23 protein-coding genes are annotated in these 25,512 nt (G+C 42.0%); 17 read left to right on the top strand and 6 right to left on the bottom strand.

The window, feature by feature from the left end:
• Window positions 1-63 precede the first annotated feature (63 nt).
• Window positions 64-615: a NifU family protein gene (locus NAF19_RS11870; protein WP_252790268.1), complete on the bottom strand. Its 552-nt coding sequence runs from the start codon at window positions 613-615 to the stop codon at window positions 64-66.
• A 160-nt stretch (window positions 616-775) separates the two neighbouring features.
• On the bottom strand, window positions 776-2,119 hold the full coding sequence (purB, locus tag NAF19_RS11865) for an adenylosuccinate lyase (protein WP_252790267.1): 1,344 nt from the start codon (window positions 2,117-2,119) through the stop codon (window positions 776-778).
• A gap of 247 nt (window positions 2,120-2,366) precedes the next feature.
• Here purB and NAF19_RS11860 point away from each other — a divergent pair, with 247 nt between their 5' ends.
• The 6 genes from NAF19_RS11860 to NAF19_RS11835 all read left to right on the top strand — a co-directional run bounded on the left by NAF19_RS11860 (window position 2,367) and on the right by NAF19_RS11835 (window position 10,453).
• Window positions 2,367-2,978, top strand: coding sequence for a TetR/AcrR family transcriptional regulator (locus tag NAF19_RS11860; RefSeq protein WP_252790266.1), 612 nt, complete (start codon window positions 2,367-2,369; stop codon window positions 2,976-2,978).
• Between the two features lie 83 nt (window positions 2,979-3,061).
• On the top strand, window positions 3,062-4,471 hold the full coding sequence (locus tag NAF19_RS11855; protein WP_252790265.1) for a TolC family protein: 1,410 nt from the start codon (window positions 3,062-3,064) through the stop codon (window positions 4,469-4,471).
• A 24-nt stretch (window positions 4,472-4,495) separates the two neighbouring features.
• Window positions 4,496-5,599 carry an efflux RND transporter periplasmic adaptor subunit gene (locus NAF19_RS11850; RefSeq protein WP_252790264.1) on the top strand — a complete coding sequence of 368 codons (1,104 nt, stop codon included), beginning with the start codon at window positions 4,496-4,498 and terminating at the stop codon, window positions 5,597-5,599.
• 24 nt (window positions 5,600-5,623) lie between these two features.
• The gene (locus NAF19_RS11845) at window positions 5,624-9,058 is read left to right on the top strand and encodes an efflux RND transporter permease subunit (RefSeq protein ID WP_252790263.1); all 3,435 of its coding nucleotides are present in this window, start codon (window positions 5,624-5,626) and stop codon (window positions 9,056-9,058) included.
• Between the two features lie 140 nt (window positions 9,059-9,198).
• Window positions 9,199-9,696, top strand: coding sequence for a DUF4126 family protein (locus NAF19_RS11840; protein WP_252790262.1), 498 nt, complete (start codon window positions 9,199-9,201; stop codon window positions 9,694-9,696).
• A 139-nt stretch (window positions 9,697-9,835) separates the two neighbouring features.
• Window positions 9,836-10,453 carry a TetR/AcrR family transcriptional regulator gene (locus tag NAF19_RS11835; protein ID WP_252790261.1) on the top strand — a complete coding sequence of 206 codons (618 nt, stop codon included), beginning with the start codon at window positions 9,836-9,838 and terminating at the stop codon, window positions 10,451-10,453.
• A 586-nt stretch (window positions 10,454-11,039) separates the two neighbouring features.
• Here NAF19_RS11835 and NAF19_RS11830 read toward each other — a convergent pair.
• Window positions 11,040-12,278 carry a nucleoside recognition domain-containing protein gene (locus NAF19_RS11830; protein ID WP_252790260.1) on the bottom strand — a complete coding sequence of 413 codons (1,239 nt, stop codon included), beginning with the start codon at window positions 12,276-12,278 and terminating at the stop codon, window positions 11,040-11,042.
• 90 nt (window positions 12,279-12,368) lie between these two features.
• Here NAF19_RS11830 and NAF19_RS11825 point away from each other — a divergent pair, with 90 nt between their 5' ends.
• From NAF19_RS11825 to NAF19_RS11805, 5 genes are all read left to right on the top strand, one after another.
• Window positions 12,369-12,806: a DinB family protein gene (locus tag NAF19_RS11825; protein WP_252790259.1), complete on the top strand. Its 438-nt coding sequence runs from the start codon at window positions 12,369-12,371 to the stop codon at window positions 12,804-12,806.
• Window positions 12,807-12,814: 8 nt separating this feature from the next.
• On the top strand, window positions 12,815-13,270 hold the full coding sequence (locus tag NAF19_RS11820; protein ID WP_252790258.1) for a DinB family protein: 456 nt from the start codon (window positions 12,815-12,817) through the stop codon (window positions 13,268-13,270).
• Complete coding sequence (locus NAF19_RS11815; RefSeq protein ID WP_252790257.1) at window positions 13,249-13,686, top strand: DUF3052 domain-containing protein; 438 nt, start codon at window positions 13,249-13,251, stop codon at window positions 13,684-13,686. The genes NAF19_RS11820 and NAF19_RS11815 overlap by 22 nt, the downstream gene beginning before the upstream one ends.
• A 152-nt stretch (window positions 13,687-13,838) precedes the next feature.
• Entirely contained in the window at window positions 13,839-14,372 is a 534-nt protein-coding gene (locus NAF19_RS11810) for a helix-turn-helix domain-containing protein (RefSeq protein WP_252790256.1), read from the top strand.
• Window positions 14,373-14,514: 142 nt separating this feature from the next.
• Complete coding sequence (locus NAF19_RS11805; RefSeq protein ID WP_252790255.1) at window positions 14,515-15,390, top strand: ice-binding family protein; 876 nt, start codon at window positions 14,515-14,517, stop codon at window positions 15,388-15,390.
• Window positions 15,391-15,490: 100 nt separating this feature from the next.
• Here the strand turns inward: NAF19_RS11805 and NAF19_RS11800 are convergent, their stop codons facing one another.
• Together NAF19_RS11800 and NAF19_RS11795 are read right to left on the bottom strand one after the other, a co-directional pair.
• A complete protein-coding gene (locus tag NAF19_RS11800) occupies window positions 15,491-16,606 on the bottom strand; it encodes a trans-sulfuration enzyme family protein (protein WP_252790254.1) in 1,116 nt (371 codons plus the stop codon).
• A gap of 33 nt (window positions 16,607-16,639) precedes the next feature.
• The gene (locus tag NAF19_RS11795) at window positions 16,640-17,005 is read right to left on the bottom strand and encodes a DUF6717 family protein (RefSeq protein WP_252790253.1); all 366 of its coding nucleotides are present in this window, start codon (window positions 17,003-17,005) and stop codon (window positions 16,640-16,642) included.
• Between the two features lie 117 nt (window positions 17,006-17,122).
• Here NAF19_RS11795 and mqnE point away from each other — a divergent pair, with 117 nt between their 5' ends.
• The 3 genes from mqnE to NAF19_RS11780 all read left to right on the top strand — a co-directional run bounded on the left by mqnE (window position 17,123) and on the right by NAF19_RS11780 (window position 19,850).
• Window positions 17,123-18,316: an aminofutalosine synthase MqnE gene (mqnE, locus tag NAF19_RS11790; RefSeq protein WP_252790252.1), complete on the top strand. Its 1,194-nt coding sequence runs from the start codon at window positions 17,123-17,125 to the stop codon at window positions 18,314-18,316.
• Between the two features lie 144 nt (window positions 18,317-18,460).
• Window positions 18,461-19,078 (top strand): histidine phosphatase family protein, encoded by a 618-nt coding sequence (locus tag NAF19_RS11785; protein WP_252790251.1) that lies wholly within the window; start codon window positions 18,461-18,463, stop codon window positions 19,076-19,078.
• Window positions 19,079-19,082: 4 nt separating this feature from the next.
• The gene (locus NAF19_RS11780) at window positions 19,083-19,850 is read left to right on the top strand and encodes a menaquinone biosynthetic enzyme MqnA/MqnD family protein (protein ID WP_252790250.1); all 768 of its coding nucleotides are present in this window, start codon (window positions 19,083-19,085) and stop codon (window positions 19,848-19,850) included.
• A gap of 109 nt (window positions 19,851-19,959) precedes the next feature.
• Here NAF19_RS11780 and NAF19_RS11775 read toward each other — a convergent pair whose 3' ends face one another.
• The gene (locus tag NAF19_RS11775; protein WP_252790249.1) at window positions 19,960-21,093 is read right to left on the bottom strand and encodes a glycosyltransferase family 2 protein; all 1,134 of its coding nucleotides are present in this window, start codon (window positions 21,091-21,093) and stop codon (window positions 19,960-19,962) included.
• A gap of 128 nt (window positions 21,094-21,221) precedes the next feature.
• Here NAF19_RS11775 and NAF19_RS11770 point away from each other — a divergent pair, with 128 nt between their 5' ends.
• The 3 genes from NAF19_RS11770 (at window position 21,222) to NAF19_RS11760 (ending at window position 25,457) form a co-directional block, all read left to right on the top strand.
• Window positions 21,222-22,031, top strand: coding sequence for an SDR family oxidoreductase (locus NAF19_RS11770; protein WP_252790248.1), 810 nt, complete (start codon window positions 21,222-21,224; stop codon window positions 22,029-22,031).
• A 353-nt stretch (window positions 22,032-22,384) separates the two neighbouring features.
• Window positions 22,385-22,861 carry a hypothetical protein gene (locus NAF19_RS11765; RefSeq protein ID WP_252790247.1) on the top strand — a complete coding sequence of 159 codons (477 nt, stop codon included), beginning with the start codon at window positions 22,385-22,387 and terminating at the stop codon, window positions 22,859-22,861.
• 403 nt (window positions 22,862-23,264) lie between these two features.
• Entirely contained in the window at window positions 23,265-25,457 is a 2,193-nt protein-coding gene (locus NAF19_RS11760) for a bifunctional alpha,alpha-trehalose-phosphate synthase (UDP-forming)/trehalose-phosphatase (RefSeq protein ID WP_252790246.1), read from the top strand.
• Window positions 25,458-25,512 lie beyond the last annotated feature (55 nt).

Raw genomic sequence — 25,512 nt, 5'->3', positions numbered from 1 at the left:
TAAAGGCACAATGGCAATGTAATTCGTGAAATTCGTTTCAATTCGTGAAATCGGTGTATATTTTTATAGCGCTTCAGAAACTACTTCAGTTACTTCAGGCACCATTCTTTTAAGTAGATTTTCAATACCTGCTTTAAGCGTTACGGTTGATGACGGACAGCCGCTGCACGAGCCACGCAGCTCAACGGTCACCACACCTTCATCAAATGATTTATAGCTGATTGCGCCGCCATCCTGCTCAACAGCGGGGCGAACATAGTCATGTAATATCTGCTGGATCTTAACTTCTATGTCCGAACCTTCAAAATCGCCGGCTTCGGGCTGCTCTTCGTCCTGTACTTTTAACTCAGCTTCAACAGCGCCTTTTACAAATTCTTTTAATATTGGCAGGATATCGTCCCAGTTATCGTCCTCGAATTTGGTAACAGTTACAAAATTGCTGGCGAAGAATACACCGTTTACAAACGAAAACTTGTAAAGTTCTTTTGCGAAGGGCGATTTTTCGGCACTCTCTTTTGTAGCAAAGTCAACACTGCCGTTTATAAGCAACTTGTTCACAATGAACTTCATAGTCGCCGGATTGGGGGTTGATTCTGTATATACGTTGATGTTCATTTTCTTATCTCTATTAATTATAACCTAACAAATTTAAGCAGGTTTTTGATTTAAAACTATTTCCCGACCAGTTATGACCCGTGGGTGACTTTGAGCAGAAAGCTCAAAGCAAAAAGACTAAGGCTAAATAGCTTTTGCCTTTGACCTTTATACTTTAAGCTTATATACCAGTATAAGTATGTGGCGTAATCCGCTTTATTTCGCTTTTAATTTCATCGCTCACATTCAACCCATCAACAAACTCAGCGATGGTTTCTGCATTAACCTTTGTATTGGTACGAGTCAAATCTTTCAACGCCTCGTAAGGGTTTGGATAGCCTTCGCGGCGCAAAATAGTTTGTATAGCTTCGGCAACAACAGCCCAGTTAGCTTCAAGGTGGGCGTTAAGGGCATCCTGGTTAAGCAATAATTTGTTTAAACCTTTTATGGTTGATTTGATGGCAATTAGCGTATGTCCTACAGGCACGCCTATGTTGCGCAATACCGTCGAGTCGGTAAGATCGCGTTGTAACCTTGATATAGGCAGTTTAGCCGCAAAGTGTTCAAACAAGGCGTTAGCAATACCCAAATTACCTTCCGAATTTTCAAAGTCAATAGGGTTAACTTTGTGCGGCATGGCCGACGAACCTATTTCGCCTTCTTTTATTTTTTGCTTAAAATAATTCATTGATATGTAAGTCCACATATCGCGGTCGAGGTCGATCAATATATTATTAATGCGTTTTAAAGCATCGCATTGGGCTGCAAAATTGTCGTAATGCTCAATCTGGGTAGTAAACTGCGAACGGCTCAAACCCAAAATGTCGTTTACAAAATGATTGCCGAACGCTTTCCAGTCAATTTCAGGGTAGCCGACATTATGCGCATTATAATTACCGGTAGCGCCGCCAAACTTGGCGGAATAGGGCACAGCTTTTAATAAACCTAATTGGTTTTCCAGGCGTTCCACAAAAACCATTATTTCTTTACCCAAACGGCTAGGCGATGCAGGCTGCCCGTGGGTGTGGGCCAGCATAGGCACCTTCTCCCAATCGGCAGCGAATTTCCTGAGCAAATTTACAACCTCATTTATAGCAGGATAATAGCAGTTATTTAACGCTTCTTTGAATGACAACGGAACCGCCGTATTATTAATATCCTGCGACGTTAAGCCGAAATGGATAAACTCCTTAAATTCTTCGAGGCCAAGTTTATCAAATTCCTTTTTTATAAAGTACTCAACCGCTTTAACATCATGATTGGTGACTTTCTCAATCTCTTTTATACTTGCCGCATCTGCTTCACTAAAATTTTTAACAATACTGCGTAACTTTTCTGCTACATTTTTATCAAACTTTTGTAATTGCGGCAAGGGGTGTTCACACAACGCTATGAAATATTCAATTTCAACAAACACCCGGTATTTGATTAACGCATATTCAGAAAAGTAAGCAGCAAGCTCTGCGGTTGTATTACGATAGCGGCCGTCGATAGGTGAAATTGCCGAAAGAGGAGTGAGGGTCATTAGTTCTTTGATTTTTTTGCAAAGATAGTAATTGATGTGCAGATGTGCAGATGTGCAAATGTGCGGATGGAAAAGTTGATGTGCGAACGAGAACATTACAGCGGATTATATACGATTAGGATACAGTTTTTTCAATAAGCACATCATTCGTTTGTCATCCGCACATCATAAATCCGCACATTCGCACATTCTTTTTCGGAAACTTTGGAATCTAAAAATGTTTCCGTAGTTTTGACTTTGAAAGTCAATGAGTCAAATAGAGAGAATAATACAAGGCGGCGAGGAACTGTTTTTAACAGCAGGGATCAAGAGCGTAACGATGGACGATATAGCCAAGCACTTGGGTATGTCGAAGAAAACCATATACCAGTTTTTTAAAGATAAAAACGACCTGGTAATTGCTTTGGTAACAAAAAAACTGAAGGAAGACGAGGAGCAGATGGAGGATATTATCAGCAAGTCGGCCAATGTGATTGAAGAGATGATCAACATGATGAAGTGCTCGGAGGATATTTTTTCCAGGATTAACCCGATTGTGATTCATGATATGCAAAAATATCATCCGGATGCCTGGGCACAGTTTCAAAAGTTTAAAGCAGAAGTGATAGTGACTACACTGGAAGAACTTTTAACAAAAGGTATTAAGCAGGGTTACATTCGGCCGGATATTGACGTAAGGATATTGGCAAGGATGCGGGTGGCCCAGGTGGAACTGGGTTTTAATACCAAGGAATTCCCGATAGCCGAATTTAACCCATGGAAGGTACAGGTGCAATTTTTAGAGCATTTTAACTATGGCATTTGCACACTTAAAGGTTACAAACTTTTAAATCAATATAAAAATATAAACGATGAATAACACTGCTGACATAGGGCTGTCATTAACAGGGCCTAAGTTTACATCAGCATAAAACTAAAACACACAAATCACAACTATATACAATGAAACATATACTAATAATAACAATGCTTGCATGCGGATTTGCCCTCACCGGGTATGCGCAACAGGCGCCGCCGGATACGCAGCGATATAATTTTACGATACAGGATTGTGTAAATTATGCGTATGAGCACCAGCTTGATGTAAAAAATGCTAATCTTGACGTTACAAGCGCCGACTATCATGTTAAGGAAATTATTGGGCAGGGGTTGCCGCAAATTACCGGAGCAGCAAGTTTCCAGGACTATATTAAAACGTCCAAGATACTGTTTCCTAACAGTAACAAACAACTTTACACTATATTACACAATGAGGGGGTTTCGGGTACTAACGGTGTAATCGCTATTCCGAATGAACCTGATAACGTGGCTTTTAGCTTCACGCAGAAATATAACGCAAGCTTAGGGCTCAATGCAAGTCTGATTCTTTTCGACCCTAACTATATTGTTGGTTTACAGGGGCGTAAGACTTATAAAGAACTTTACAACCGAAGCTATACACGCACCAAAATTGAAGCAAGTGTAAATGTAACAAAGGCTTATTACCAGGTACTGGTTAGTGTTGAGCAATTAAAACTGCTCGCAGCGAACATCGCACAGCTTAAACAACAACTTGACGAGACAGTAGCCCGGAATAAGCAAGGTTTTGTGGAAAAGATAGATGTTGACCGTTTAACGGTGCAATATAATTCGCAGGTTACACGGCAGGAAAATATCATCCGCCTGCTTGAGATTAATTACCAGTTGCTTAAATTCCAGATGGGCATGCCGGTTGATAAAGCTTTGACTCTGCGCGATAAGCTTGAAGATGTGAAGATCGAGGCATCGGCAGCTGATGCAAATAATGATACCACCGTTTATCGTAACCGCATTGAATATAATTTACTCGAAACCCAGAAGAAACTTTACGGATATGATTTAAAAAGTAAAAAAGGCCAATTTTTACCTAAGCTGACCGCAAATGGCAACATCTCTTCAGCTTACCAGGACAATAGCTTTAGTAAACTTTTTAGCACTAACTACCCTTCAAGTTATATAGGGCTGTCATTAAGCGTACCAATCTTTACTGGCTTTCAGCACCGGAACCAGTTAAAGCAATCGGAAATTACGGTTTTGAAGGCGCAGAACGACCTGGACAATATGAAGAATACAGTAAACCTGCAGGTTAACCAAGCGCGGATAGCTTATATAAATGGTCTGCAAACATTAAACGACCAAAAGAAAAACATGGCTTTGGCTGAAGAAGTGTTGCGGGTATCGAAGATTAAGTACCAGCAAGGGGTAGGCTCGAGCATCGAAGTTACACAGGCGCAAACTGCTGTGCAGGATGCAGATAATTCATACATACAGGGTCTTTACGATGCTTTAGTAAGCAAAGTTGACCTTGACAAAGCATACGGAAGAATACAATAATCAATCACAATATAATATAGCACAATGAAAAAATTACTATACATACCAGCTTTAATTTTACTGGCGGCCTGCTCGAGCAAACCGAAAGATAAAAAAACGGAACTTGCTGATCTTAAAAAACAGCAAGCATCCATTAGTGCACAAATCACCAAACTACAGGCTGAGGTGGGAGGAGGCGACTCTACCAAAACTACTGATGTGGGTGTCGTGATATTAAAAACAACCAATTTTAGCAACTTCGTACAAATACAGGGAAAAATAGATGCCCAGGATAACGTCATGGCTTATCCCCAATCGCCAGGTTCTATCACCGGTCTTTACGTAAAAGCCGGTCAACATGTAAGTAAAGGCCAGGTGTTGGTTCAGCTGGATAACAGCGTATTGAATCAAAACATAGCTCAGGCTGAAACCCAGGTAGCTTTAAATAAAACGCTGTTTGAAAGGCAAAAAAATCTTTGGGATCAAAAAATAGGAACTGAAGTGCAGTTCCTGCAGGCCCAAACTGCCTTGCAAAGCTCACAAAAACAAGTTTCATCATTGCGTCAGCAAGCTAACCAGTTCCGAATTACTTCGCCAATTAATGGCACTGTCGACCAGATGGACCTGAAATTAGGCCAGGTTGCCCAACCCGGTACTACCGGCATACGTATTGTAAATGCTGACATATTAAAAGTAAAGGCTGATGTACCTGAATCTTATGCAGGCAGTGTAAATACTGGTAATACTGTAAAGATATTGATACCCGATGCCAATGATTCGCTGATTACTAAAGTTACATTTGCGGCAAAGGTTATTGATCCAACTTCACGCAGTTTTGGCGTGGAAATAAAATTGCCGGTTCGGAAAACACTGCGCCCTAATATGACGGCTATTATACAAATAGCCAATTATACCAAATTGCAGGCAATTGTAGCCCCCGTAAAAGCTATTCAAAAATCGGAAGATGGGGATTACGTATTTGTTAATAACAATGGCATAGCGAAAAGGGTTAATATTAAAGTTGGCAATACTTACGCAGGCCAGTCGGAAATTTTATCGGGCTTAAAAGCCGGTGACCAGTTGATTACTGATGGCGCTACAGATATTGAAGAGGGCGACAAAGTGAAGGCTGTACAGTCGGGTAATTAATTATTAATAATTTGATTGTTTATTATGAAAGATCTGAACAAAGAATTTGCGCCCTCAAGTTGGGCCATTGAAAATAAGACGGCCATTTACGTAATGATATTTTTAGTTACGGTGTTGGGGCTGATCAGCTACAACAACCTGCCTAAAGAAAACTTTCCGGACATTGCACAATCAAAGGTATTTGTAACCACGGTTTACAATGGCCAATCTGCGCAAAACGTAGAGATACTAGTGACCAGGCAATTGGAAAAGCAATTAAAATCGTTAAAAGGGTTAAAAAAGGTAACATCAAACTCATTGCAAAATGTTTCGAGCATCACCTGCGAGTTCCAGGCGAATGTGGACATTCGTAACGCTAAACAAGACGTTAAGGAAGCCGTGGACAAATCCAAACAGGATTTGCCACAGGGTGACGTGAATTTGCGGGAGTCGCAAATTACTGACATCAACGTGGCTGATTTACCTATCCTTTACATTAACTTATCCGGCGATTATGACCTTAAAAAATTAAAGGAGTACGCGGATCTTTTGAAGGACGAGATAGAAAGCTATAAAGAAATCTCGAAGGTGGACGAAGTTGGTGCTTTAACGCCCGAAATCCAGGTGAATGTGGATATGAATAAAATGGCAGCGGCTCAATTAACTTTTGGAGATATACAACAAGCCATAGGGAATGAGAATATCATTGGTTCGGCCGGAACGGTTAAAAGTGATGGTGTACGCCGCAGTATCGACATCAGGCAGGATTTCAAAAATGCCGATGAAGTGAAAGCGATGGCTATAAGAAACCCAAAAGGACAATCCATTTACTTGCGTGATATTGCCGATGTAGAGGATTCATTTTTATTGCAGGAGAGCTATGCCCGTCTAAAAACCAACGAAAATCCCAAATTTAAAAATGTAATTACCCTGAATGTTAGCAAACGGGCAGGCGAAAACTTAATTGAGGCATCTGATAAAATAAATGACCTGATTAAGCAGAAACAAAAATCTGTTTTCCCGAAAGGCTTGAACATTACAGTAACCGGTGATCAATCAGATAAAACCCGTACCACGCTGAATGATTTAATCAACACAATTGTGATTGGTTTCTTATTGGTAACTGTTATCCTGATGTTTTTTATGGGTACCACCAATGCCATATTCGTGGCGTTATCGGTTCCGCTCTCGTGCTTTATTGCCTTCTTAATAATGCCGGCTATAGGTTTTACGCTTAACATGATCGTGCTGTTCTCTTTCCTGCTCGCGCTGGGTATTGTGGTGGATGACGCCATCGTGGTAATAGAGAACACTCACCGTATTTTTGCCAACGGAAAAGTGCCTATCAAGCAGGCGGCTAAAATGGCCGCAGGTGAAGTGTTTTTACCAGTATTTTCGGGTACCATGACTACGCTTGCGCCTTTTGTTCCCCTTGCATTCTGGAATAGCCTCATCGGTCACTTTATGTTCTTTTTACCTATTACCTTAATTATTACGTTACTCGCTTCGCTGGTTGTAGCCTACATCATGAACCCGGTTTTTGCGGTCGACTTTATGAAACCGCACCACGAAGGCGAGCATGACCATCCAAAATTCGATAAAAAGACCCGTCGTGTGGTATTGATTTTGGGGGTATTAGCCGCTTTTAGTTATTTGATGTTTATAATTGGTAAATGGACCATGGGTATGGGTAATTTCATGGCGCTGGCTATCATTTTATACCTCCTGAACCACTTCGTTCTATTGAAAGTGATAGATCGGTTTCAAAAAAATGGATGGCCGCGTTTTCAAAACTGGTATGCCGGTTTACTTGAAAAAGCTGTTCGGAGACCGGTGACGATCCTTTTGGGAACGATTGTACTGTTTATTTTAACGATATTTTTTATGGTAGCCCGCTCGCCAAAGGTTGAATTTTTCCCGGCAGGCGACCCCAACTTTGCTTACGTTTATATCACCATGCCTATCGGTACCGACCAGGCTACTACCAACAAGGTGACCGAGCAATTGGAAAAACGGGTAGCACAGGTGGTAGAACCTGATAAAGGCTTGGTTACTTCCATCATATCCAACGTTACCAAAGGAGTTACCGACCCGCAGGATGAAGACCAGGGCGATTACGAAAACAAAGGGAAGATCACCGTTGCCTTTGTTGAATTTGGTAAACGCGAAGGCAAGGATACTAAAAAGGTGCTGGCTAATATCCGCGCTTCGGTACAAGGTGTGCCGGGGGTTAAAATTTCGGTTTCGCAGGAAGCCTCAGGTCCGCCGGTGCAAAAGGATATTAGTATTGAAATTATCGGCGATAACCTGGATTCGCTGGTTAAAACAAGTGATCGCCTTAAGAACTATTTGGCCAAACAAAATATAGCTGGTATTGAAGGATTAATTCCTGACGTACAAAACGATAAGCCGCAGATAGTATTTGATATTGACAGGGAGCGCGCTAACCGCGAAGGCATCACTTCTGATCAGATCAACAAAAATCTGGGTGCAGCAATTTACGGCGCAAAAGCTGGCGATTTCAGGAATACAAAGGAAGATGATTACAAAATAATGGTAAGAGCGGCGGAAAGTCAAAGGGGCGATATCGATGCCTTGCGAAACTTGAAGATAACTTACCGCGATCTAGCGACCGGTGGTTCCATCCGCCAGGTGCCGATTTCCGCCTTTACCGATATCCGTTATACCGATACGTATAGCAATATTAAGCACAAGCAACAACGCCGGGTGTTAACATTGGGGTCGAGTGTAATAAAGCCATACAACGCTAACGAAGTTAACGCCGCTATTTTAAGTGCCATCAATACTTTCAAAAAGGCAGACAATATTCAGATAAAAATGGGCGGTGGCCAGGAAGACCAGATGGAAGCGATGAACTTTTTATTAGGAGCATTGGCTACATCATTTGGCCTTATTCTCATCATCCTGATGATTCAGTTTAACTCAGTAGGTAAAACATTCATTATCATCAGTGAGATATTCTTTAGTATCATCGGTGTATTGCTGGGAGTAAGTATCTTCGGTATGACCATATCCATCGTGATGACAGGTGTCGGTATAATTGCCCTTGCCGGTGTGGTAGTGCGAAACGGGATTTTGCTGGTTGAGTTTACTGATATGCTAATTGCTGAGGGCGCCAACCTGCACGATGCGGTGGTTGAAGCAGGTCATACCCGTATGACCCCGGTGTTACTAACCGCAACTGCTGCCATATTAGGTTTAATACCACTGGCAGTTGGTTTCAATATTGATTTTGTTGGCTTGTTTACCCATTTTCAGCCGCATATTCACTTTGGCGGCGACAACGTGGCGTTCTGGGGCCCATTGGCATGGACAATGATATTTGGTCTTGGTTTTGCAACCATAATCACACTGATATTAGTGCCTTGTATGTATATCATCAGGGTTAATATGAAAAACTTTTTCTTCGGTAAAAAGGAAAAAGCAGCTGAACCCATGTTGGAAGAAGCTACTGCCTGATAACTGAAAATAAATTCTTAACACAAAACGTCCCGGAGATTTCCGGGGCGTTTTGTGTTTTATAGCGGCTTGTGGTTTTTAATAACTTTAACGCAAGGTGAATTGCATTTGGGAACGATTGTTGTCTTATAAATACCATCATGAAAACATCAACACAACTAAAAATAACAAAACCATTTTGGCAAGTACTGGGCTTGGGCATACTGGCAGGTATGCGCACCACTTCTGCACCGGTTATTGCTTGCCAGATATTAAGCAAGCATCCGTCGAAGCACCTTGCAGGGTCTCCTTTGCGCTTTATGCAGTCGCCAAATGCTGCTTTGGGCATGAAACTGCTGGCCCTGGGTGAAGTAGTAGGCGATAAATTGCCCAATACGCCCAACCGGATTGCAGTTGGTGGGGTAGTTGGTCGTTGCCTGGCAGGCTCGTTAGCGGGTGCAAGTATTTATAAGGCAACGGGTAACAATGCCCTGGTCGGCGCGCTTCTTGGGTCGGCTGTTGCGCTTGGTTGCACCTTTGGCAGCTATTACCTACGCAGGTTTGTGGTTGCTAAAACAGACATTTTCGACCCTTATATTGGTGCAATTGAAGACGTTGTTGTAGCGGGGGCGGGAGCCGTGTTAATCATTTCAGCGTAATTTTGCGGTTGTTTGTAGCGCTTGCTATAGGTAAATCGTATATATGTTTAGAAAAATTGATAGTTTTGTTAAAAAAGTCAGGATTTACTCAGTAACCAGTTTTACCTTGCACAAGTATATTACTATATAATTGTTAATAATGATTACAGCTAACGACCACCAGGATGTAAAAAAGGAGAAAATTTTAGAGGCTGCCCACCATAGGTTTTTACATTTTGGCTATTCGAAAACTACCATGAATGAAATAGCCGGCGACCTTTCGATGTCGAAAGCGTTGCTTTACTACTACTTTCCCGATAAAAGCCAGCTTTATGTGGCAGTGATGCGCAAAGTGGCTGATGGCTATTTAAAATCGCTTACCGACAGGATAAATACCTTTGCTGATTTAAAAGAGGCTTTTATTTTCCAGATAGATACCCAACACGAATTTATTGTAACCAACTATAATTTTTTCGACTTCTTTAGGCTCAACGAACAAAACCTGCCCGACGCTATCTGGGAGATTGTAACGCAGGTACATGAATCGGAAACGCATATGCTGGTTAGCGCTATTAAAACAGAAGTTGACCGGGGGAAAATAAAGCCCGTAGCTAACCCAACTGAAATTGTTGAGCTATTGCTTGATGCTCTTCATGGTGTAAGAGTGAAATCAGTTTCGCACAAAAAAACAATGTTCCCCAACAAAGAGCACCTGGAAGAAATCCGCTCAAAACGGTTGCTACTTGCTGATATATTTATCAAGGGGTTGATGTATTAGGCAGTTAATAGTTCATGGTTGATAGTTCATAGCCGAAAGTATGTTAGTGGCAGGTTCTTGCGAGTAGTTTTAGCTTGGCTGTAGCTACTATGAACTATGTACCATTAACCATGAACAATAGAATTACATTGTGTCACCTGCTGGTCAAAAGACATACTGAAATGCTTAAGGCAGAGACATTAATGATATATTTGACTAAATAATTGAATTGGTCAACCCTGATCGATCAATTAATAAAAATACTTCTAATTAGAGGTGATTGTTTTAGAGTGATTGAAGCGGGCCCGGGAATATTTCGGGCCTGCTTTTTTTTTTGCAAGCCTTAAAGCTGTAAATAACTGTTACTCTTTTAATACCGGGCACACCTAACTATTATCGAAATAAAAATTATGATAAAAACCCACAGTACCACAATTCCCTGTTGGGTGGTTTTAATTTTAGCTTTCTTCTGCGCAGCGTAATCCTCTTTCATTATTCAATAATTTAGCCTTGTAAACTAAATTTAAACTACCTGCGTCGTAAAATCAAATTATCGGCAAAAGAAAATGAAAAATCACATCATTATAAATTATGGGTTTAAAAAAGGTTAACCAAAGAATAAATAAGCTACAAAAATAGCCGCGATAATACCTGCAAGGTCGGCAAACAGGCCGGCCGGAATGGCGTAGCGTGATTTTTTAATCCCTATCGACCCAAAATAAAGCGCCACAATGTAAAAAGTGGTGTCAGCAGAGCCATTGAAGATGCAGCCCAGCCGGCCTGGAAAACTGTCGGGCTTATGAGTTTTCATAATATCGATCATCATTCCCTTTGAGCCCGATCCACTTAAGGGTTTCATATATGCAACCGGCATGGCATCCACAAAGCGGGTATCGAGGCCAAGTTGCGTAACTACCCAACGCAAACCGTCGTTCATATAATCCAACGCGCCACACGCTCTAAAAACGGCTATGCCAACAAGCATGGCCACCAGGTAGGGTATTATTTTTACCGATGTTTCGAAGCCGCTTTTTGCGCCATCAATAAAAGATTCAAAAACGTTTACTTTTTTTACTATCGCGCCTGTAATAAATATTACTGGTATTGAGAAAAGCATCAGGTTGCTCGCTACTTTTGATACCTGGCCAATTTGTCCTTTTGTTAAATGCTCTGTAAAAAACCAAACCAGTAAAACAATAAAGCAGGTAATACCACCAAGCCAGCCAATTATTACCCTGTCCCACAGGTTTATTTTTTGTTTAATGGCAACCAGCAGCATGCCTGAGATGGCCGAAACAAACGTGGCAATAATACATGGTATAAAAATATCTGTCGGGTCCTTTGCATTTAAAATAGCACGCTGGGCGATGATGGTAACCGGCAACAGTTGCAGGCCCGAAGTGAGCAATACCAGGTACATTATCTGCGCGTTTGAAGCGGTTTCTTTGTCGGGATTTAATTCTTGTAAGCTGCCTATGGCTTTCAGGCCAAGCGGTGTGGCGGCATTATCCAGCCCCAATAAATTCGCCGAAAAGCTCATCAGCACCTGGCCGGTAGCCGGGTGGTTTTTCGGTACCTCAGGGAAAAGCCGGCTAAAGAATGGACCAACTACACGCGACAGGAAGTTAATAGCACCCGCTTTTTCGCCAATGTTCATAATGCCTAGCCAAAATGCCATGTTACCGGCCAAAGGCAACGCAATGTCCATAACCGACGATTTAGAGGACGAGAATATTGCGTTGACCAGGTGCGAAAATATTTCTGTATCGCCAAAAAATATCAGCCTGATGAGCGCAATTACAAACGCTACTAAGAAAAATGCAATCCAGATATAATTGAGGGCCATAGAAGATATTTACGCTTTGAAGATAAAGTTTTTTGATTATTAATAACGAATAACCATCTTTAAATAGATTTTTAGGGTTAGCGCAGGCACATGATTACAGACACGACAAAACAACTAAAAGAAGTTGTTAACGATATCTTAAATCGGGATACTGACGCAATTGATTGGGCCACTAAACCCGCTCAGGATAAATGGAGCAAAAAACAAATTATAGGCCATTTAATTGACAGTGCCCAGGTTAACCTGCAGCGTTTTGTGCGCTGTACCTATGAGGAAAACTTTAAGCTGACTTATGAGCAGGTGGAATGGGTTGATGCACAACATTACCAGGATGCTAATGTTAATGAATTACTTGGCTTGTGGAATCTATTAAACCTGCAGATTATCAGGGTGCTGGAAAACTACCCCACACACCGGCTGCAGGCTCAATGTGACAATAGCAAAACCGAGCCCAGCCTGCATACCGTTGAATGGCTCGCATCCGACTATGTGGCACACATGCAACACCATTTAAAACAATTTAACTAAAGGAAAGTATGAACGTGTTGACCGAGACCTGGCAAATTCATAACCGCATTAATTTGTATTTATTGGATGCAATTGACAAGGGAAATTTGGGTGATATATCAACATCGAAAGGGCGTACGGTTGGCGAGCAATTTGCACACATGCATAATGTAAGGCTGATGTGGCTAAAGGCAGCGGATCCGGTACTATTAACCGGGCTGGATAAGGTTGAAAAAGACAATATCAGTAAGGCAAAGCTTGAGGAGGCGTTAAAAGCCAGCAGCCTTGCTATAGAGCAACTATTTGAAAAGGCCGGTCCTGACGGTAAAGTGAAAGGGTTCAAACCCCACGCGACCGGATTTTTAGGTTACCTGGTTTCGCACGAGTCGCATCACCGCGGACAAATTATGCTTACTTTAAAACAAGCTGGTCACCCGGTTGATAAAAAAATACAATTCGGCATATGGGAGTGGGGGACAAGATAGCGGTACAACCGGCGGGATATTCCGGCACCCCACTGGCTAAAAAGCTGGGGATTAAAGCGGGGTTCAATATGGTGCTTATCAATGCCCCGGAACATTATTTCAGCCTGTTTACCGATCTGCCTGCCGATTTAACAATTAACAATGGCGAGCCGGCGGCTAAAGACTTTATCCATTTCTTTACCAAACAAAAAGACGAATATTTAAATCTTCTGCCCGAACTTAAGGGTCAAATTAAACCCAACGGCATGATCTGGGTGTCGTGGCCTAAAAGGGCATCTAAAATAGCAACCGACATAACCGAAGACATTATCCGCAATTTTGCGTTGCAAAACGGATTGGTAGATATCAAGGTTTGCGCAGTTGATGAAATTTGGTCGGCATTGAAGTTGGTTATTCCGGTGGCGGAGAGAGGATGATTGAGTTGAGATTAACCACCTTAACTATCATTTTTCTACATGGAATACTCCTTAGCTCTATTTTTTGAGTTTTTAACCCTTGCTTTTTTTGCAATACTATCCGTTTAATGGCGTTTAACTTACACCCGTTCATTAATTCTAACTCATCTATAATGAAGTTCTACATAAAAAATATGGTATGCGTTCGGTGCAAGATGGTTGTAGAATTTGAATTGAAAAAACTAGGACTGCGCTTGACATTGATAGAATTAGGAAAAGCTGAGACAACAGGACCCGTTTCAGTTGAAAAAATCAAAAGGTTTAAGCAGGCCTTGCTTAAATCGGGATTGGAATTACTGGAAAATAAGAAAAATATCCTCGTCGAAAAAATAAAAAATGTTGTGATCAACATGATTTGCTATACCGACAACAAATTAAAGACCAATTTTTCTGATTATTTAAGCGAAGAATTAAACCTGAATTATACTTACATGGCTAATGTATTTTCGGCAGAGCAGGGTAATACAATCGAGCATTTTATCATATTGAATAAGATAAAACGGGCGAAAGAGCTTATTGGCTACGATGAGCTTAACCTTACTCAAATTTCGCTGGCGCTAAATTACAGCAGCGTTGCACACTTGTCTAACCAATTCAAAAAAGTTACCGGGATAACTCCATCCCGCTATAAACTATTGAGCGCTTAAGCGTTGCCTCCTTTTAAACGTGTGAATTATGCAACTTATTTAAAAAGTTGTGTAACACTTTGTGCTTTCGTAAGAGGTATGTTTGTGCCATCTACTTAATCATTGAAATATTTTAATTAATCAATTATTTAAATTATTAATCATGAGTGAAAAAACAAACTTACCAGCATGCTGTAAACCGGCCCTGCAAAACATTGATTTATTAAAGGCATGGTACCCTATAGCGTGCTTTGCCATGTGTCTTTTGTTAATCATCTCCGGGTGTAAAAAGGATAGTGAAAACGCTACCCTGCCAAATGCCGACAGTTCGGCCAACCGTTCTTTATCTACTGTACTTGCAGCAACAGTTAGCTCGCCCGTAAACTTAAAAACAGCTAACGACTTTACAATATTAACTGAAACCGGGATTACAACCACCGGCGTTACGGCTATCACCGGTAATATTGGGACAAGCCCCATAGCGGCAACGGCCATCACCGGGTTTGGATTTATAATGGCAACTGATAATCAATCTTCGCATACTCCTATAGTTACCGGCAAAGTGTATGCTGCTAATTATGCTGCCCCCACACCGTCGAAAATGACGACGGCTATAGCCGATATGAAAACCGCATTTACCACGGCCAACGGGCTTACAATTCCATCGCCCATAGTTGAAAAATATGCCGGCGATATTAGCGGGCATACTTTGCGGCCCGGCTTATACAAATGGGGTACCGGGGTTTTAGTAACAGGCGTGGGTGCTACGTTAAGCGGCGGGCCAAACGATATTTGGGTTTTCCAGATAGCAAAAAACCTTACTATAAGTAACGGAGCTATAATCACTTTGTTGGGAGGCGCACAAGCTAAAAATATTTTCTGGGTGGTTTCGGGCAAAGCAACACTTGGCACAGCTGCAAACTTTAAAGGAATTATCCTTAGTAAAACGCTTATATCGCTCAATACGGGCGCCAGGGTAACCGGTAAATTATATGCACAAACAGCAGTTACACTGATAGCAAATACGGTACATCCTTAGGTAGTAGGGTTAAAATAGATTGTCAAAAAAAAAAAATTAGATTTGTCGGCTTTTAGAAAGTTGACAAATCTTTTTCGTTATAAAAGAAAGCCACCAATCACTATCCCAGGGCCACTTCCAAGTCCTCAATCAAATCATCAATATGCTCCAGGCCGACCGACACTCTTAATAAATTAAAAGGTGTTTTGGTATCCGGGCCTTCAACTGTAGCGCGATGCTCAATAAGGCTTTCCACACCACCAAGGCTGGTGGCACGGGTAAACAGCTTAAGCCCGTTTATTACCCGGCGTGCCTCGGCCTCTCCTCCTTTAACGGTAAATGAAATCATTCCACCGAACCCAAGCATTTGTTCTTTGGCAATTTGATATTGCGGGTGCGACGGCAATCCCGGGTACATTACCTGTTCAATTTTTGGATGTTTTTCAAGATATTCTGCCAGCAACTGTGCATTATGAACATGGCCCTGTACGCGGTATGGTAATGTTTTAATACTGCGAACCAGCATGTAGCAATCCATAGGCGAGGGGATGGCGCCGCCGTAGACTTGTACATCCCTTATTTTTTGCCACCAATCGTCTTTTTGAGCAGTTACCAGTACACCGCCCATCAGGTCGCTGTGGCCGCCAAAATATTTGGTGGACGAATGCATTACCAGGTCGGCCCCAAGCGAAATAGGCAACTGGCAAATAGGCGTGGCGAAAGTATTATCAACTGCAACCTTTATGCTGTGTTTATGCGCCAGCGCAACAATCTTTTTTATATCGGTTACTTTAAGCAGCGGGTTTGATGGCGTCTCGAGCCATATTAAACCTGTACCGGGCATCAGGTGCCGGTTTACTGTATCAATATCATTTACGTCGATAAAATCGAACTTTAAAATGCCCGCAAATAGGATTTTGAGCTGGTTGCGAAGTCCGTGATACATGTCATCAGGCGCAATAATATGTGTGCCCGGTGCCAATGACTGAAAAACCGACATGCCTGCCGCATTCCCCGATGAAAACGCAGCAGCATCGGCACCGCCTTCCAGTTTGGCTATCACATTCTCAAGCAATTCTCGGTTGGGATTGCTTGCGCGACTGTAGATGTGCCCGCCGGGGAAAGTTCCATCTTCCGCGCGTTCAAACGTGGTAGATAAAACGATAGGCTGTATTACCGCCTTTGATGATGCATCAACATGGTTGCCGGCGTGTATGGCGATAGTTTCGGGTTTCATAAAGGCAAATGTAAACCCCGTAGCCAAAAAACACTATATTTTCTTGAAATATATAAATGGCGGCAGTTTCTCAAATACCCATTCGGTAACCTCGCACAGCCACATTTCCTGGTTTAATGCTTCTCCTTCATAATCGGCCAGTAAATAAATGCCGCCACCACCAATTTCTTTTGAATAATCATGGATTAATTTTAGAATATTACAGCCATCGAAAGGTTGTTCAGCCAATATAAGTTCAACTGGCGAAGTCCCCTTTCCTACATAATCGAGCATGGTATCTGCGCCTTCAACCATTTCCAGTTCTGCCTTAGTACCTTCCCAATTTGGTAGGTCGATATACCATTTTTCGGTGTTTTCTTTGATGAATTTATAAGTTTGTAATTCTATTTGCGGATTCATAATAGCGAATATAGCAAAATTCCCCTTGTATGCTGGCAATGAATGGTTGTAATATTCTCCTGTTATATTACACCCCAATTACACTAACATTTCCTATTTTTGCACAAATATTAATTAATGGAAGCCGAAGACAATCTGCTTATATTATTACAAAACCCGCACCTGCCTGCAGGTTTAAAACAAATTGCCGTAAAGGTGCTGAAGGGCGAACGCATTACATTTGATGAAGGCGTTTTGCTGTACGATGAAGGTGAACTGGGCTATTTGGGTGTGTTAGCCAACTACATACGCGAAAAACGCCACAGCAAAAAAACCTATTTCAACCGCAATTTCCATATTGAGCCAACTAACCTTTGTGTGTACGATTGCAAGTTTTGTTCGTATTCCCGTTTGATTAAGCAAAAATCGGAAGGATGGGAGTACACAATGGACGAAATGATGGACATCGTAAAAAAATACGATGACGAGCCGGTTACCGAGGTGCACATTGTAGGCGGGGTATTGCCCCAATACGATGTTGCTTTCTACAGTGAACTGTTTAGCAAAATAAAGGCCCACAGGCCAAACCTGCATGTTAAGGCTTTAACACCTGTTGAGTATCATTACATATTTAAGAAAGCTAAAATTGACTACGCTACAGGTATGAAAAAGATGCTTGATGCCGGTTTGGAATCGATCCCCGGCGGCGGCGCAGAAATTTTTCACCCAGAGATACGTGAGCAAATTGCGAAAGATAAATGTACAGGCGACCAATGGCTGGCGATACACGAGGAATGGCATAAACTGGGTCAGCGCTCAAACGCTACCATGCTTTACGGACATATTGAAAAATACTGGCATCGTGTTGACCACATGGACAGATTGCGCCAGCTGCAGGATAAAACAGGCGGCTTCCAAACATTTATTCCGCTTAAATTCCGCAACCAGGATAACCAGATGTCGCACGTGCCTGAATCAACAGTTGTTGAGGATTTGCGTAACTATGCCATCGCACGAATTTATTTGGACAACTTCGACCATATAAAAGCTTACTGGGCCATGATAAGCCGTACTACTGCGCAGTTGTCCCTGAACTTTGGTGTCAATGATATCGATGGCACACTAGACGATACCACGAAGATATATTCCATGGCCGGCGCTGAAGAACAACATCCCGGCATGAGCACCAAACAACTGGTAGAACTGATAAAGAACGTTGGGCGCGAACCGATTGAAAGGGATACGCTGTACAACGTGGTTACCGACTATACTAATTTTGAATTCCCTGAAGAGGCAAAACCACAATTTTACCGATTGCCGGTGGTGAATTAAGTTCATTCGTTCACTGGTTCATTAGTTCATTGGGGCTTGGTTTAATAAAAAAATTAGATAAAATAATTATTCAAGAAAATATTCGCTTCGCAAGTTCGCCGCCTTACAACTAATGAACTAATGAACTAATGAACAACTGAACTAATGAACAAAACACTATACATCGTCCGCCACGGGCAAACCGACTTGAATAAACGCGGCATTGTGCAGGGGCGGGGCATGGATACCAACCTGAACGATGAGGGGCGCAAACAGGCCCGGCAATTTTTTGAGGCTTATGGGGATGTACCGTTTGATAAAATTTATATCTCGGAGTTAAGGCGTACGCAGCAAAGCATACAGCAATTCATCGATTTAGGGATTCCTTATGAAAAATTATCCGGGCTGGATGAACTGGCCTGGGGCATACATGAAGGACAACCCGCCACCACTGAAAATAAAGCTGCTTTTTTACAATTGATGCGCGACTGGATGGATGGCAAGCTCGACTCGAAATTTGAAGGCGGCGAAAGCCCCAACGAAGTAAAAGCCCGGCAGCAGGAAGCGCTAAAAGTTATCATTAGCCATCCTGAAGAAAAGACGGTGTTGATATGCATGCACGGCCGCGCGATGCGGCTGTTACTATGCCTGCTTACCGAAAGGCCGCTTACCGAAATGGACAGCTTCCCGCACCAAAACCTGGTGCTTTATAAAGTAAATTACGATGGCAAAAAGTTTGAAATTACCGACTTTAACAACGCCAACCACCTGAAAATATCTTAACACATTGGATACCAAAATACGAATATCAGCAGTAAGCTACACCAATACCAAACCATTTTTATACGGCATACAACACAGCGAAGTGATCAATGATATCGAACTTAGCTTGGATATGCCATCGGACTGTGCTCAAAAACTGATTGACGATAAGGTCGATATAGGCCTGATACCGGTTGCTGCCATTTTGAGCTTGCCCCGCTGGGAGATAGTTTCCGACTATTGTATCGGTGCATCCGGCCCGGTTAACTCAGTTTTTATTTTTAGCAATTGTGAAGCAAAAGATATCAAAACACTGCAGCTCGACCCCGAGTCGCGCTCATCAAATAACCTGGCGCTCGTATTGCTCAAAAATTATTGGAAGGCCGATCATCAGACGATCAAGAACGCGCCGGACTATGCTGCCCCGGCCAACCCGCATACTGCATTTGTACAGATAGGCGACCGCACCTTTGGCAAAAAACAGCGGTATAAATACGTGTACGACTTGGCCGAAGAATGGCAGAAATTTACCGGCCTGCCGTTTGTGTTTGCCGCGTGGGTTGCCAACAAACCTATCCCGACGGGCTTTATGGAGGAGTTTAATAAGGCCTTGAAATTTGGTCTGGAACACCGGACAGAGCTACTAAAGGAACTTCCTCAACGGGCGGATTTTGACTTGGAAGATTACTTAATGCACAAGCTTGATTTTGAGCTGACGGAGGATAAAAGAAAGGCGTTGCATTTGTTTCATGAGTATATAAAAAACCTGAACCTGGATTCTTCACAGGATTAAATCATTTTTTTTAAAGGCGTTCAGGAGGGCTACGCCGTTAAGCAGAGTTGATGGGTTTAAACTGATTTGACTTCAGTTCTCATCAGGCCAACTGTAACTTGACAATAATTCATTTTTCGTCTCTCAACATCTTCAACGAATAAAAGCTGTCGCGCCAATAAATACCACCTTGTTTTACGGTTATTACCGATGCTCTTAAAACTATCCAGCTAATAAAGAATCCGGAAAATGGGATCATGGATGCATACCACCATTTGTTGGGCGGAATAACCGACATATAGATGATGTGAAACAAAAGCATGCCAGCGGCCATCAGCCTGATATTTGCCGTGCCAAAAATGAACATTACCGGCATGGGTAAAGCGATTGACACCAGGACAAGTAACACATTAGCAATTGCTATTGATAATTTATAATCAGATACAGAAAAAGAGTTTTTTAGTAGCCCGTTGCCAAACTGGCTAAGGTTTTTATACCATTCCAAACATACGTATCCTTTACCGGCCAATACATCCTGCTTCAGTTTAGCCTGTTTAACTTTTATACCAAGTTGCAGGTCGTCATCTGGCCGTAGCTTAATTTTAACATGTGTGCCGATCTTTTCATAAGCGTCGCGCCTAATTAAGTTAAAGGCGCCGATACCTGAAGATGATTTTGATTTCGGATTTTTGGCTTCCCACGGTTTCATATGCATCATCAACATAATGCAAAATGTGGCATACACACTATTTAAAAGGCTCGACCTTGATATCATTTCAGGCAGTATCGTCAGGTGGTCTAGTTTATTGCGTATCGCATAGCCCATCGCCCGGCTGATAGCATCAGGGTGGAAAACAATATCCGCATCTGTAAACAGAATCCATTCTTCCGTGCTGCTGAGATAACCTTGGTACATCGCATTATTTTTGCCTATCCAGCCTTCCGGCAGCGTATTGATGGTTACTATATTAATCTGTGGGTAGCTGCTCTTAAAATCGTTTAGTAGTTCGGCGGTACGGTCGGTCGACCGGTCATTTATCACGATGAGCCGGTAGCTTTGATAATTGATATTGCAAAGGCTTTTCAGTGCCGTTTCAAGGTCTTCCTCTTCGTTACGTACAGCAACGATTATGGCAAGCGGCACTTCCGGCTCTATAATTGGCTGCCTGCTCAGCTGCTTTATTTTATTGAACCCAATAACGAGGTAGAAATTTAGAAATATTGTGATTAAGCAAATTGCCAGGCTGAAATAAAAAAATACCATTGCGATTAGATTTTGGGCCAAAGCTAATGAATATGAGATATTATTATCTTAAATTGTTAGCGCGGGACAACACAAACATTCTTTTACAAATTACATTACCTTAATAACAGATCAATAATATTACAGCTATGAATTCAACCCGATCATTAAGCGGACAATCAGCATTGGTAACAGGCGCCGACAGCGGCATAGGCAAAGGTGTGGCACTAGCCCTGGCACAGGCAGGTGCCAGGGTTGTCATCAACTATGCTCATAACAAAGATGCGGCCGAGGTAACCGTAAACGAGATAACGGCCGCAGGCGGTGAGGCTTTTGCTTTTCAGGCGGATGTTAGCCATGAAGCAGAGGTGCAGGCCATGTTTGCCGAAATGTTTAATCGATATGGCACTATTGACATTTTGGTAAACAACGCCGGCCTGCAAAAAGACTCCAAGTTTGTTGATATGACGCTAGACCAATGGAACACGGTCATCAACGTAAACCTTACCGGCCAGTTTTTATGCTCGCGTGAGGCTGCACGAGAATTTGTCCGCAAGGGAGTGGTTGAAGGCAGGAGCAGGGCGGCCGGAAAAATTATCTGCATGAGCAGCGTACACGAAGTTATCCCATGGGCTGGCCACGTAAACTATGCTGCCAGCAAAGGCGGTATCAGCATGTTTATGAAAAGTATTGCGCAGGAACTGGCACCGCATAAAATAAGGGTAGTAGGAATTGGGCCCGGCGCTATACAAACACCAATAAATAAAGCGGCATGGGATACACCGGAGGCATTAGAAAAGCTTTTAAGCCTAATACCCTATAATCGGATTGGTAAACCTGAAGATATCGGCAAGCTAGCAGCCTGGCTGGCATCGGATGATGCCGATTATATTACCGGCACCACCATTTTTATGGATGGGGGGATGACGCTATATCCGGGTTTTGCGGATAATGGATAAAGTTTGAATAGTTGTAGAAGCCGTACGGTGGTGGGTTGGCAATTATTATTCTCTCTTACCCGGCGCCTCATTTGCGCGTTTTTGAAAAAAAAGAGGCAATGGCATCAAAACTTCCAAAATGTGATTAATTTCATGTTAAGCTATTGTAAAATAGGCGTCACTATTTAATGAGGGCCATTTTTGATGCAATTTTCCGTTTACATATTGTAAAAAATACACTAAGTAAAATATGATAATTTCAAAATATCGTGTTAAAGTGACGGTTATTATAAAATATTCATAAAAATTCATTTTTATTTACACAATTATCAATTTTAGTTTATTTTTGTTGCGGATTTAAAATTTAACATAACATGAAAAAGATATTTTTAACAATCGCAACAGCTGCTTTATTCAGCGTAAATGTATTCGCTGGTGATGGCGGTAAAAAAGTTGATGGTGGTGCCGCTTCTTATGCTGTTCAGCAAGCGTTTGCTTCTGATTTTGCCAGCGCAACCAACACTGTTTGGACTGTAACTAAAAACTGCCAGAAAGTTGATTTTTTAATCGACGGTGTGAAGAAAACTGCTTTCTACACTTTGGCCGGTGATTTTTTAGGTACAACTCAAACTGTTTCTTACAAAGCTATCCCTGCTAAATCGCAAAAAATGATTGCTGATAGCTACAAAGGCTATACTGCCGACAACGTTATTGTTTACCAGGCTAACGAAGCTTTAAACAACGACATCGAGCCAACTTCATACTTTGTTGATTTGAAAAACGACAAACACGAAATTTTGGTAAGGGTTGCAAACTCAGGTAACGTTGAGTTTTTTAAACAGGTTAAATAACTATTAACTAATAACACATTATGTAAGCCATCTGCATTTGCAGGTGGCTTTTTTATTGTTTACTAATTTTCACGAATTGAAACGAATTTTACGAATCTAAATGGGCACTAACACGTACGACTTAAATCGGATTTAACGAATTTTATTTGCAGCGGGTTATGAGCCTGTATCAATCAACAACGATATTGCCGCCGATTGCCATACTTTAGAAAAAATGGCTTTAATGACATAAAAATGCACTTTTTTAAAACAACTTAGGCGAATAAACCTTGTTAAGATAGCACAAATAGCGATGAGTTTTTCAAAGTACCCGAACTGAACCACTTTTTCACTTCGTGTAATTCGTTTCAATTCGTGAGAATCAGTATTCATTTAATTCGTGATAATTAGTGCCCATTAACTTATGTCAAAAACAATAATAGTTTCAAACAGGCTGCCCGTAAAAATTTCGAAAACAGGTGATGAATATACATCGGCTGCAAGCGAAGGGGGGCTCGCCACTGGTTTGGGATCAATTTACAAAAAAGGAAATAACAAATGGATTGGGTGGCCGGGTATTGAAGTTGCCGAAGAAAAAGACCGCGATCAAATAACCTCTCAACTGAAAGACCTAAGCCTGGTGCCGGTATTTTTAGACCAGGAAGAAATTAACCAATATTATGAAGGCTTCAGTAACGATGTTTTGTGGCCAATATTTCATTACTATACGTCAACATACGCCGTTTATAAAGAATCGAACTGGGATTATTACAATATTGTAAACCAAAAGTTCAGGGATGTCATATTGGCTATTGCCGAACCCGGCGACGTGATATGGATACACGACTACCAATTAATGCTTTTGCCACAACTGGTGCGCAAGGCCATGCCTGATGTTTCTATCGGCTTCTTCTTGCATATCCCTTTCCCGTCGCACGAAATGTTCAGGTTGATACCCTGGCGTAAAGAGTTGCTGGAAGGGATGCTAGGTGCCGATTTAATTGGCTTTCATACATTTGACGATGTGCGCCACTTTTTGGGTGCTACAACCCGCATACTGCCGGTAACATCTTCAGCAAACGTGATTACGAGTGGCGACCGCTCTATAGTAGTTGAATCGTTCCCGATGGGGATTGATGATAAAAAATATGCTTCGTTACCGCTTGAAAAAGAAGTTATTGAACAGGTTGCCGTAATAAACGAGACGTTTAAGGGGACAAAACTCATTATATCCATCGACCGATTGGATTACAGCAAAGGCATATTGCAGCGCCTGCAGGCTTTTGAACAATTGCTGCAGCTGCACCCCGAATATTGCAGCAAAATAACCTTGCACATGATTGTGGTGCCATCGCGCGATACAGTGCCACAATACGCTCACCTGCGCGACGAGATTGATAAAAGGGTGGGGAATATTAATGGCTTGTACCGCAATATGGAGTGGACCCCAATTCATTACTACTATCGTTCGTTCCCGATTGAAACCTTATCGGCCCTATACTACTCGGCAGACGTTTGCCTGGTTACCCCCATGCGGGATGGGATGAACCTGGTTAGCAAAGAGTATGTGGCCAGCCGTATAAATAACGACGGTGTTTTAATATTGAGTGAAATGGCAGGCGCCTCGAAAGAATTAATTGACGCTATTATTGTTAACCCAAACAATACCACCGAAGTATGTGATGCAATTATAGCAGCCATTAACATGCCATTGAGTGAACAGAGGCGGCGAATGCATACTATGCGGCAGTTGGTAAGTAAGTTTAATATCACCCATTGGGTGAAAATTTTTATGGACAGGCTGAAGGAAGTAAAACAGATGCAGCGTTCAATGCAAACACGTCACGTCAGCTTTTCTACCGAACAATCCATCGTAAACCGCTACCATAAGACTAAAAAGCGCATCATATTTTTAGATTACGACGGCACTCTAGTAAATTTCAAATCGAATATAAACCAGGCAACGCCGGATAAAGAACTGCACACCATAATCGACAGGTTAAGCGAGGATCCTGCTAACATGGTGGTGCTGATAAGCGGCCGCAAGCATGAAAATTTGGGTGAATGGTTTGACGGAAAAAATATTTACCTGATCGCGGAGCATGGTTCGTGGTTTAAACAGCAAAATACATCCTGGCATAAGGTATCCGGACTGTCGGACAGTTGGAAGCATGATATTTACCCGGTATTGGAAACGTATGTGGACCGTACGCCGGGCTCATTTATCGAAGAAAAAACGTATTCACTGGTATGGCACTATCGCAATTCCCAGGGTGGCCTGGGTGAGCTGCGTGCCAACGAATTGATGAATAACCTGAAATACCTGGCAAGTGACAAAGGATTACAGTTACTTCCCGGTGATAAAGTATTGGAAGTTAAGAATATGGAGATAAATAAAGGTAAAGCCGCTTTAATGCTGCTTGATAAAAACGACTACGATTTTATTATTGCCTTTGGTGACGATTATACAGACGAAGACGTGTTTAAAGCATTGCCTGAATCGGCTGTAACCATTAAAGTTGGTGGCAGTGTTTCTGCTGCCAAGTTTTACCTGCGCAACCCGGCGGAGGTGAGAAGGTTGTTATTGAGCTTTACCGAGGCGGTGCCGGTTCATTAACGGCAGGTGACTGATGGATGGTAAATGGGGAATGATTGGCATTTTACGCACAACG

This window comes from Mucilaginibacter flavidus (genome assembly GCF_024055575.1).
In the GTDB taxonomy this organism is placed as follows: domain Bacteria; phylum Bacteroidota; class Bacteroidia; order Sphingobacteriales; family Sphingobacteriaceae; genus Mucilaginibacter; species Mucilaginibacter flavidus.
The sequence above is the reverse complement of the archived record's forward strand: the minus strand, read 5'-3'. Positions and strand labels throughout refer to the sequence as shown.